Below are 10,407 nucleotides of genomic sequence, written 5' to 3' on the forward strand. Positions count from 1 at the left end.
GAGGTGAGGACGCCGCCCAGCGTCGGGTGCCGGGGCACTGGGAGGGTGACCTGATCATCGGGAAGAACGGCACCTCGTGCGCGGCGACGCTGGTGGAGCGGATGAGCGGGTTCACCGGGCTGCTGGCCCTGCCCTCGAAACACGCCGAGCCAACCGCTGACGCGGTCATCGAGTTTTTCAACGACCTGCCCGAGATGATGAAGGCATCGTTGGCGTGGGACCAGGGCAGCGAGATGGCCCAGCACGCGAAGGTCTCCCTGGCCACGGCGATGCCGGTCTACTTCGCCGATCCCCACTCGCCCTGGCAGAGGCCCAGCAACGAGAACACGAACCGGCTCTACCGGGAGTATCTGCCCAAGGGCACGGTGATCCCCGATCACCAGCCCTACCTCACCACCATCGCCGAGGAGATCAACAATCGACCCCGCCGCCGACTGGGCTATCTCACGCCCACCGAGGCATTCGCTCGACTGCTCGCCGGCGAGCGCCATGTTGCTTCGACGCCTTGACATCGCCCGTCCTCGTTTGGTTCGGCGGGAAGTCGCCGTTTGAAAAACAACATTGGGTATTCCGATCCACTGTAGCCTTTTGTATGAATTACCGACTCAGTAGTCATCTCCCAGCCGTTCATGCCCATCAGGTTGATTTGCTGCATGAATTCTTCGAACTGCTCGGTGTCGTTCCTCCAGCCGCTGATGATGGTCGGAACTGCCGCATATTCCCATTGTTCTATGGAGGCCATAGGGGAATTCTAAGAGCAACAATTCAGCTCGTGTCTACCGCTTCCAGAGTCCGTAGGAGTCCGCGAGTGCCGCGATCTTCTTCGCGCGGGCCAGGCGTGGCAGGTACGAACCGTCGACGATCTCCGCGTCGTCCTGGTGTTCGAGCATGTCGCGGGCCCACGTCTGGTCGTCCTCGCTGGGCGAGAGCGAGTCATTCACGATCGCCGCCTGCGACGGATTGAGCACGAGCTTGCCGGTCATGCCCATCTTCAGGGTCCACGCGCAGTCCTCGTGCACGGTGTGGCGGCCGGCTCCGGCGGCCGACGGCCCATCGATCGCGCCGGGCAGGCCGCCCACCCTCGTGGCGATGACGAGGCGGGACCGGGCGTAGGCGAGCGCGATGGGGTCGTCGCCGACACCGGTGTCCTTGCGGAAGTCGTTCGTGCCCAGCGCCAGCCGGAAGGTCCCCGGCGCCGAGGCGATCTTCGTCGCGGCCTCGATGCCCAGGGCCGTTTCGATGAGGGCGAGCACCGGGACGCCCGCGCCCAGGCGCATCGCGGTGAGCGTGACCTGCTCCGGCTGCTCCGTGTTGGGCAGCATGATGCCGCGCAGCCCCGGCAGGCCGTGCATCGCCTCGAGGTCGTCCTCCCACTCCTCGGTGGTGCTGCCGTTGATGCGCACCCAGCCGACCATTCCGTCCGACAGCGCCGCGCCGACATTGTCGCGGGCCTCGGACTTCTGTGCCTCGGGGACGGCGGCCTCCATATCGAAGATGACCGAGTCCGCCTCGCTCTTCTGCGCGTCGGCGAACAGCTCCGGCTTGGCGGCGCTGGTGAGCAGCCAGCTGCGCGAGAGCTTGGCGGGGAGGCTGGCGGCGCGTTCGTTGCGAATGGAATTCGGCATGGGCCGATTCTAGGGAATCGGGCCGCGGCAGGGGAGGCTGTCGCGATGTGCGTCTCATTACCCGGACCTGCCCGGGTGCCGACCCGCGGCAGGCGGGTCCGCCGGACCGCCGGCAGGCGGGGCCTGCGCTGGCCCGCGCACCAGGCGAGGCGTGAAGGGATGCGCACAGAGGAAATCACCGCGTGGAAGCTCGTGGAAGCATCAGAGCCCGGGGTGAGTCGTGCCCGAGGCCGATGAACCGCCCGACGCACCGGCCGACGCTTCGCATCCTGAGACGGGCTACCGCATCATGAGACTGGGCCGTAGGCTCGCCGCATGAGCGCATACAAGATCGCAGTCATGCCCGGCGACGGCATCGGAGTCGAGGTCATCCCCGAGGGGCTCAAGGTCCTCAACCGAGCCATCGAGGCCAGCGGTGCCGCCGCGGAGCTCGAGACCAAGCACTTCGAGGCCTCGGCCAAGCGCTGGCACGAAACGGGCGAGACCCTCACCGATGCCGAGCTCGAGGAGCTGCGGGGCTTCGACGCGATCTACTTCGGCGCGTGCGGGGACCCCACGACGCCGTCGGGCGTGCTCGAGCGCGGGATCATCCTCAAGATGCGCTTCGGCCTCGACCACGCCGTCAACATGCGGCCCTCGAAGTCCTACCCCGGCACCGTCTCGCCGCTGAAGGACCCCGGTGACATCGACTTCGTCGTCATCCGCGAGGGCACCGAGGGGCCCTACACCGGCCAGGGGGGCAGCCTGCGCACCAACACCCCCCAGGAGGTGGCCAACGAGGTCTCCGTCAACACGTGGTTCGGGGTGGAGCGCACGGTCCGCTTCGCGTTCGAGCAGGCCCGGGCGCGCCGGCAGAAGCTCACCTACGTCCACAAGACGAACGTCATGGCCCACGCCGGCCACCTGTGGCGCCGCGTGGTCGAGCACGTGGCCCAGGACTACCCGGAGGTCGCGGTCAACTACGAGCACGCGGACGCCTCGACGATCTACCTCGTCACCGATCCGGCGCGCTACGACGTCATCGTAACGGACAACCTGTTCGGCGACATCCTCACGGACCTCGCGGCCGCCGTCACGGGTGGGATCGGCCTGGCCGCGTCGGGCAACCTCAACGTCAACGGCACGGGCCCCAGCCTCTTCGAGCCCATTCACGGTTCCGCCCCGGACATCGCGGGGCAGGGCATCGCGGACCCCACCGCGGCCATCCTGTCCGGTGCCCTCATGGCCGAGCAGCTGGGCCTCGACGTCGCCGCGAAGTCGATCACCGCCGCAGTCGAGGCCGATCTGGCCGAGCGGGGCAGCGCCAAGCGCTCGACGTCCGAGGTGGGCGACGCGATCGCCGCGCGCATCGGCTGACGCTCCCGAAGGGCCGGCCAGCCGGTTCCTGTGAGGCTCCGGGGCCGGCCGGCCCGCCGACACCCCCAGAACAGGCCACGCGTCCGTTGAGGATGCTGGGGGCGCGGCCACGCGTCCGGCCCCGCCGGGACGGGCGCTGCCGCGCGCGCCCCGCCTGCCCCGCAGCCCGCGGCCGGCACTAGACTGCTGCGTGGCGCTGCTCACACGATTCGCAAGAAGAGATGGTTTTCCATGCCCGCATTCGAAGTCCTCAAGAACCCCCAGCCCCTCGCCGCACCGCTGCGCGAGAAGATCCTCGAGACGCCGGCGTTCGGCACCCAGTTCACGGACCACATGGCCCACATCAGCTACACGGACGAACAGGGCTGGCACGGCCGCGAGGTCAGGCCCTACGGGCAGCTCGTGCTCGACCCCGCTGCCGCGGTGCTCCACTACGCACAGGAGGTCTTCGAGGGGCTCAAGGCCTACCGCCACGCCGACGGCACCGTGTGGACCTTCCGGCCGGAGAAGAACGCCGAGCGCCTGCGCAAGTCCGCCCACCGCCTGGCACTGCCGGCGCTGGGGAAGGACGACTTCGTGGACTCCCTGCGCGAGCTCGTCGCGCTCGACGCCGACTGGGTGCCCACACCCCAGAGCGACACGGACGAGGTCAGCCTCTACCTGCGCCCCTTCATGTTCTCCGCGGAGCGGTTCCTGGGGCTGCGGCCCACGCAGCAGGCGGACTACTACGTCATCGCGTCGCCCGCCGGGGCGTACTTCGCCGGCGGCGTGAAGCCGGTGAAGCTGTGGCTGTCGCAGAACCTCAAGCGCGCGGGCAAGGGCGGCACCGGCTTCGCGAAGTGCGGCGGCAACTACGCCGCGTCGACCGAGGCGATGGTCGAGGCCGCGCAGAAGGGGTGCCAGCAGGTGCTCTTCACCGATGCGGAGCACAACACCTACCTCGAAGAGCTCGGCGGGATGAACATCATGCTCGTCACCAGCGAAGGCGCGCTCCTCACGCCCCCGGTGTCGAACACGATCCTCGACGGCGTCACCCGCCGCTCCATCCTGGACATGGCCCCCTCGTTGGGCCTCACGCCCGAGGAGCGGCCCATCACGATCGACGAGTGGCGCGAGGGCGCGGCCAACGGCACCATCACGGAGGCCTTCGCCTGCGGCACCGCCGCGGCCATCACCCCGATCGGCGGCGTGCTCGCCGAGGACTTCGAGATCGCGCAGGGCGATGAGCCCGGCGAGGTCACGATGAAGCTGCGCCGCGCGCTGCTCGACATCCAGTACGGCCGCGCCGAGGCGCCCGACGGCTGGATGGTCCAGCTCGCCTGAGCCGCTCGGCTGAGCGGCGCTCACCGCGCCTGCCCACCCGCTGCGGCATGCCCGCGCACCCGCTGGCAAGCCCGCACACCCGCTCAGCCCGCACAGGCCCACAGTCCTGCACCCGAGGCGCCGGCTCGCGATTCAGCCGGCCCGCGCCTCGGGTGCTGGGGTGCGGTGAGCTGGGGTGCGGTGAGGGGAGCGGGCCGGCGCCCGATCCCACGATCCTGTCGGCGCCTGCCCCCACCCGCTCGCGCCTGCTCCGCTGCGCCCCCCTCCCGACGATTCCGCGTCTGTTCCCGCCCTGTCCGCGCCTGACCCGAAGGCGGCCCCATGCGACCTGCCCCGCCCAGCGCCGCGCCCGGTGCGCTGCCCACCGCCCGCGATGTCGTCTCCGCGCTGCCCTGGAAGTGGCACACGCAGGGCGCGATCTTCGTGATCGGCGGCCTGGGCTTCATGTTCGACGCCTGGGACGTCGCCCTCAACGGGTTCCTCATCCCCCTCCTGAGCAGGGAATGGGGCCTGAGCGTGGGCCAGGCGGCCTGGATCGCCACCGCCAACCTCATCGGCATGGCCGTGGGAGCGTTCGTCTGGGGCGGCATCGCGGACCGGATCGGCCGCAAGCGCGCCTTCACCCTCACCCTCCTCGTGTTCTCCGTGTTCACGGTGGCCGGCGCGCTCGCCCCGAACATCTGGCTGTTCTGCGCCTTCCGCTTCCTCGCGGGCTTCGGCCTGGGCGGCTGCATCCCGGTGGACTACGCGCTGGTGGGCGAGTTCACCCCTGCGCGGCACCGGGGCCGCGTGCTCACCGCTATGGACGGCTGGTGGCCCGTGGGCGCCACCCTGTGCGCGCTGACCTCCGCCTGGCTGCTCAGCATCGGCAGCTGGCACCTCCTCATGCTCGTCATGGTGCTGCCCGCCCTGCTGACCGTGGCCGTGCGCGCCCTCATCCCCGAATCGCCCATGTACCTCCTCTCCGCCGGCCGCACCGCCGAGGCCGACGCCGTGATCTCCCGTCTGGTGGCCCGCACGGGCGCCCAGGCGCGGGAGTGGACCCACGAGGGCGTCGAGCCGATGCCCCACGCCGCCGGACTGCGCGAGCGGCTGCGCGCCGGCACGGGGCAGGTCGTCGAACTCTGGCGCCACAGCCCGATCATCACCTCGACCTCGTGGCTGCTCTTCGTCGCGGTCCTCCTGGTGTACTACGCGGCACTGACATGGCTGCCGAAGATCCTGCGCGCCGCGGGCCTGGCCGACCAGGCCGCCTTCCTGGTGACCGGTGCGATGACGGCGATCGGCATCCTGGGCGTCGTCGCCGCGGCCCTGCTCGTCGAGGCCGTGGGGCGCAAGTGGGTACTCGGCGGCTCCGCTGTGGCCGCCTCCGTGTGCCTCGTCTGGTTCTCACTCGAGCTCGGGGCAGGCTCGGCCGGTCACGTCCCGGCCCCCGGCACCGCATCGCTGAGCATGGGTGCCAAGGCGGCCATCCTGGCATTCGGCTTCTTCATCCAGGTCGCCATCCCCGCGCTCTACACCTACGTCTCCGAGCTCTACCCCACGCGGCTGCGCGGATCCGGATTCGGCTGGGCGTCCGCCGCCTCGCGCGTGGCCACGGGCCTTGCCCCGCTGGTGTTCGGCTCCCTGCTGTGGCCGCTGCTCGGCCTGCCCATGACGTTCGCGCTGCTGGGCGGCCTGGTCGTCGTGGCGGTGGCCGCGATGGCGCTGTGCACCCGCGAAACCCGCGGCGAGGAGCTCGCCTGAGCGGCCCGGACCTGTGCCGGGCCCGTGTCAGGCCCGTCGCCTAGGGTGAGGGCATGAGCGAAGCCAGCGCCGATGAGGCACGTGCCAGCACCGATCCCTACCTGTGGCTCGAGGAGATCGAGGGCGAGCGGGCGCTCGCCTGGGTCGCCGAGCAGAACGCGCGCACGCGCGAGGCGTTCTTCGATGCGGACTTCGAGGCCAGCGCGGAGGAGATGCGCGCCGCGCTCGACTCGGACGACAAGATCCCGTTCGCCACGAAGCGCGGGGACCACTACTACAACTTCTGGCGCGATGCCGAGCACCCCAAGGGCCTGTGGCGGCGCACCACCTGGGACTCCTATCGCAGCGCCGCCCCGGAGTGGGACGTGCTGCTGGATGTGGATGCGCTGGCAGCCGCGGACGGCACCGAATGGGTCTTCCACGGCGCACAGCTGCGCCGGCCCGACTACGACCGCGCGCTCATCAGCCTGAGCCCGGACGGCGGGGACGCCGTCACCGTGCGCGAATTCGACCTGGGGGCGCGCGAGTTCGTCCCCGCCCCTCGGGGGTTCGACGTTCCTGCCGCGAAGACCAGTGCCTCCTGGGTCGATGCCGACGCGATCCTCGTGGCCACGGACTTCGGCCCCGGCACCATGACGACATCGTCGTACCCCGCCAGCGTGCGCCTGCTGCGGCGCGGCCAGGCGCTCGACGCCGCGGCGGAGATCATGTCCGTGCCCGCCGACCACCTCACCGCTTTCGGCGCCGTCGACCACACCCCGGGATTCGAGCGCGCCGTGCTCGGCGACGTCATCGACTTCCACAACCAGCGCCTGCGCTTCGCCCCGCTGCCCGAGGACGACCGCGCCGCAGCACTCGCGGCGGCGGATTGGACGACGATCGACATCCCCACCGATATCAGCGTCGACATCGACCGGGAGCTCATCCTCTTCCGCCCGCGGACGGACTGGGAGGGTACGGGGTTCACGGTTCCGGCCGGGGCACTCGCGGTCGCCCGCCTCGCCGAGTTCGCGGCGGGCACCGCGGCCCCGCGCATCGTCTTCGCACCGGACGCCGCGACCTCGCTCCAGGGCTGGACCATCACCCGGAACTTCCTGGTCCTCTCCCTGCTGCGCGACGTCCAGTGCGTCAACCGGGTCCTCGACCTGCGCGCCGATTTCACCGCCCGCGAGCTGCCCGCCCCCACGCAGAATCAGACGGTGAGCCTGGGCGCGGTCGATCCCGACGATGAGGAGACCGCCGATGACTACTGGCTCATCGAGACCGGCTTCCTCGAACCCACCGCGCTCAAGCGCGGCAGTCTGGCCTCCGAAGACGCGCCGGAGACCGTCAAGAGCCTTCCGGCGCTCTTCGACGCCGATGGCCTGGAAGTCGGCCAGCACTTCGCGACGAGCGCGGACGGCACGCGGGTGCCCTACTTCCAGATCTCCGAGGCGGGCTTGCCCCTCGACGGCGGAAACCCCGTTCGCCTGGACGGCTACGGCGGCTTCGAGATCAGCCGCCTGCCCGGCTATGCGCCGGTCACCGGCATCGGATGGCTGAGCCGCCGAACGTCAGGCGCCCCGGATGGGCGCGGACCGTCCGGTCCCGCGCCCGGCCGGCGGGGCGTCTTCGTCGTCGCCAATATCCGCGGCGGCGGCGAATACGGTCCGCAGTGGCATGCGGCGGCGCTGCGGGAGAACCGCCAGCGCGCATACGAGGACTTCGCCGCCGTCGCGGGCGACCTCGTCCAGCGCGGGGTGACGACCCCGCAGGCGCTCTCCTGCTCCGGCGGGTCGAACGGCGGCCTGCTCGTGGGCAATATGCTCACCCAGTTCCCCGAGCTCTTCGGCGCGATCTCGTGCGGCGTCCCGCTGCTCGACATGGACCGCTACGTCCACCTGAGCGCAGGCACCTCGTGGATCGCCGAGTACGGGGACCCGCGCGAGCCTGCGCAGTGGGACTTCATCCGCACGTTCTCGCCGTACCACCTGTTCGACGACCGCCGGCGCGCGGACTATCCGCCGGTGCTGTTCTGGACTGCGACGTCTGATGACAGGGTGGGCCCCGTGCAGGCCCGCAAGATGGCGGCGAAGATGCAGGATGCGGGCATCCCCGATGTCTGGTTCTACGAGGACACCGAGGGTGGGCACTCCGCGGCCGCCGACAACCGGCAGGCGGCGCGCACCCACGCGCTGTCCGCCCGGTTCCTGTGGAAGGAGCTGACGGGGGAGTAGGCCGCGCGGCCCACATCGAACCGCACCGCGACACGGGGTGCGCGGCGCAATAGGGTGGCCTTATGACACACGCCGAGGAATCCGCACAGGCCAGGACCTTCCACGCCGAGCGCAAGGTGCCCGGCGGCAAGCTCGTCGTCGTCGACGGCGCCGTGGAGGACGGCGCGATCAGTGCGCTGACGATCTCCGGGGACTTCTTCTTAGAACCCGAGGAGGCCTACGGGGCGCTCGCCCCCGCCCTCGTCGGGGTCCCCGTGCGCGCCTCGAAGGCGGAGCTCGCGGAGCGGCTGGAGAGCGCTCTCGTCCTGGCCGCCCAGGAGGCCGGCATGGCCGAGGCGCAGCTGCACGGCTTCTCCCCGGCCGACATCGCCTACGCCGTGGCGCGCGGGGTCGCCGGCGCCACGGAGTTCTACGACCACGAGTGGACGTTCATCCACGACGTCGTGCGCCCCACGCAGATGAATGTGGCACTCGATCAGGTCCTCCTCGAAGAGGTCGAGGCGGGGCGCCGGGGTCCGACCGTCCGGTTCTGGGAGTGGGACGACCGGGCGACCGTGATCGGCGCGTTCCAGTCCTACGCCAATGAGATCCGACCCGAGGGCGTGGAGAAGTACGACGTCCAGGTGGTCCGGCGCATCACGGGCGGCGGTGCGATGTTCATGGAGGGCGGCAACTGCGTGACATTCGCCCTCTACGGCCCGGCCTCCCTCGTCGCCGGACTCGACTACGAGGAGTCCTACGAGCACCTCGACCGGTGGGTGCTCTCCGCCCTCCGGTCGTTGGGCGTCAATGCGTTCTACAAGCCCATCAACGACATCACCTCCGACCAGGGCAAGATCGGCGGGGCCGCGCAGAAGCGCACGCACGGTGCGGTGCTCCACCACGACACCATGAGCTACGACATCGACGCGGACAGGATGGTCGAGGTGCTGCGGATCGGACAGGCGAAGATCTCCGACAAGGGCATCCGCTCGGCCAACAAGCGAGTGGACCCCCTGCGGCGCCAGACCGGTGTGCCGCGCGAGGCGATCATCGAGCGGATGCGCGAGCACTTCGGAGCCCTCACGGGCGCTGCCGACGGGGCCGTCAGCGCAGAGGAGGAGGCGCGGGCCGAGCGGCTCGTGGCGGAGAAGTTCGGCACCGAGGCGTGGACGCATCGCGTGCCGTGAAACGGCGCCGCAGGCGGGAGCACGCTGCCTGACCAGGCACGGGCCTGCGCGTGCGCAGCCCGCCCGCCCGCGCCTCGGCGGCCGCGGGCCGGGTGAAGCACCCGGACACTAGACTGACCCATGGTGCCGCCTGCGGCGCCGGACCCAGCCGCAGAACCAGCAGAAGGAGCCCCGCGTGCGCGACGTGACGCCCGAGGTCGAACTCATCGCCCGCCCGCAGATCGACTGGGAGTCGATCAACGCCTACCTCGACCAGGTGGGCGGCCAGGCGTGGGGTGAGCGCGTCGAGGGCCAGGACAGCCCCGACGGTGAGGACCTGCTCGAGTTCGCCGGGCGCATGTGCTACCGGTCGTGGGAGCCCGGTCTCAACCCGAATGTCTCGCGGGTGCGCACCGACTCCGCGCAGTACCTGGGAAACGTGATCGGCTCCCAGCACGGCTCCGTGCTCGAGCACGCGAACTTCACGTTCGTGCTCCACAACGTCTCCCGCGTCTTCACCCACGAGCTCATCCGCCACCGCGCCGGCAGCGCCTACTCGCAGGAATCCCTGCGCTACGTGCGCCTCGAGGACATCCCGTTCTGGTTCCCCGACTGGGCGCGCGAAGATCCCGAGCTCATGGAGCGCAGCCTGGCCCTGCTCGACCAGATGGAGCAGCACCAGGCGTGGATGGCTCAGCACTTCGGGCTCGACGAGGAGGGCACGAACTTCTCCCACAAGAAGCACATGACGTCGTTCATGCGCCGCTTCGCGCCCGAGGGCCTGGCCACGGGCATCGTCTACACCGCCAACCTGCGCACGCTGCGCCACGTCATCGAGATGCGCACCGCCCCGGGAGCCGAGGAGGAGATCCGCCTCGTCTTCAACCGCGTGGGCGAGATCATGCGCGCCGAGGCTCCCGCGATCTTCGCCGACTACGAGGTGGCCGACGGCACCTGGACCCCGGGCACGCGCAAGGCCTGAGCCGCCGCGTC

The 10,407-nt window shown here is 70.4% G+C and carries 8 protein-coding genes; 7 read left to right on the forward strand and 1 reads right to left on the reverse strand.

Going from position 1 to position 10,407, the window contains the following annotated elements:
* Window positions 1-509 (forward strand): IS30 family transposase (locus tag GSY69_RS00985; RefSeq protein ID WP_160952056.1); only part of this gene is annotated, 509 nt, incomplete at its 5' end.
* Between the two features lie 267 nt (window positions 510-776).
* Here GSY69_RS00985 and GSY69_RS00990 read toward each other — a convergent pair.
* Window positions 777-1,625 carry an HpcH/HpaI aldolase/citrate lyase family protein gene (locus tag GSY69_RS00990; protein ID WP_160952057.1) on the reverse strand — a complete coding sequence of 283 codons (849 nt, stop codon included), beginning with the start codon at window positions 1,623-1,625 and terminating at the stop codon, window positions 777-779.
* Window positions 1,626-1,940: 315 nt separating this feature from the next.
* Here GSY69_RS00990 and GSY69_RS00995 point away from each other — a divergent pair, with 315 nt between their 5' ends.
* The 6 genes from GSY69_RS00995 to thyX all read left to right on the forward strand — a co-directional run bounded on the left by GSY69_RS00995 (window position 1,941) and on the right by thyX (window position 10,396).
* A complete protein-coding gene (locus tag GSY69_RS00995) occupies window positions 1,941-2,981 on the forward strand; it encodes a 3-isopropylmalate dehydrogenase (RefSeq protein WP_160952058.1) in 1,041 nt (346 codons plus the stop codon).
* A 231-nt stretch (window positions 2,982-3,212) separates the two neighbouring features.
* Window positions 3,213-4,304: a branched-chain amino acid aminotransferase gene (locus tag GSY69_RS01000; RefSeq protein WP_160952059.1), complete on the forward strand. Its 1,092-nt coding sequence runs from the start codon at window positions 3,213-3,215 to the stop codon at window positions 4,302-4,304.
* Window positions 4,305-4,625: 321 nt separating this feature from the next.
* Window positions 4,626-6,050, forward strand: coding sequence for an MFS transporter (locus tag GSY69_RS01005; protein ID WP_160952060.1), 1,425 nt, complete (start codon window positions 4,626-4,628; stop codon window positions 6,048-6,050).
* A gap of 53 nt (window positions 6,051-6,103) precedes the next feature.
* Entirely contained in the window at window positions 6,104-8,266 is a 2,163-nt protein-coding gene (locus tag GSY69_RS01010) for a prolyl oligopeptidase family serine peptidase (RefSeq protein WP_160952061.1), read from the forward strand.
* A 62-nt stretch (window positions 8,267-8,328) separates the two neighbouring features.
* Window positions 8,329-9,435: a lipoate--protein ligase family protein gene (locus tag GSY69_RS01015; RefSeq protein WP_160952062.1), complete on the forward strand. Its 1,107-nt coding sequence runs from the start codon at window positions 8,329-8,331 to the stop codon at window positions 9,433-9,435.
* A 175-nt stretch (window positions 9,436-9,610) separates the two neighbouring features.
* Window positions 9,611-10,396: an FAD-dependent thymidylate synthase gene (gene thyX / locus GSY69_RS01020; protein WP_160952063.1), complete on the forward strand. Its 786-nt coding sequence runs from the start codon at window positions 9,611-9,613 to the stop codon at window positions 10,394-10,396.
* Window positions 10,397-10,407: the final 11 nt, after the last annotated feature.

This window comes from Brevibacterium rongguiense, assembly GCF_009857845.1.
Lineage (GTDB): Bacteria > Actinomycetota > Actinomycetes > Actinomycetales > Brevibacteriaceae > Brevibacterium > Brevibacterium rongguiense.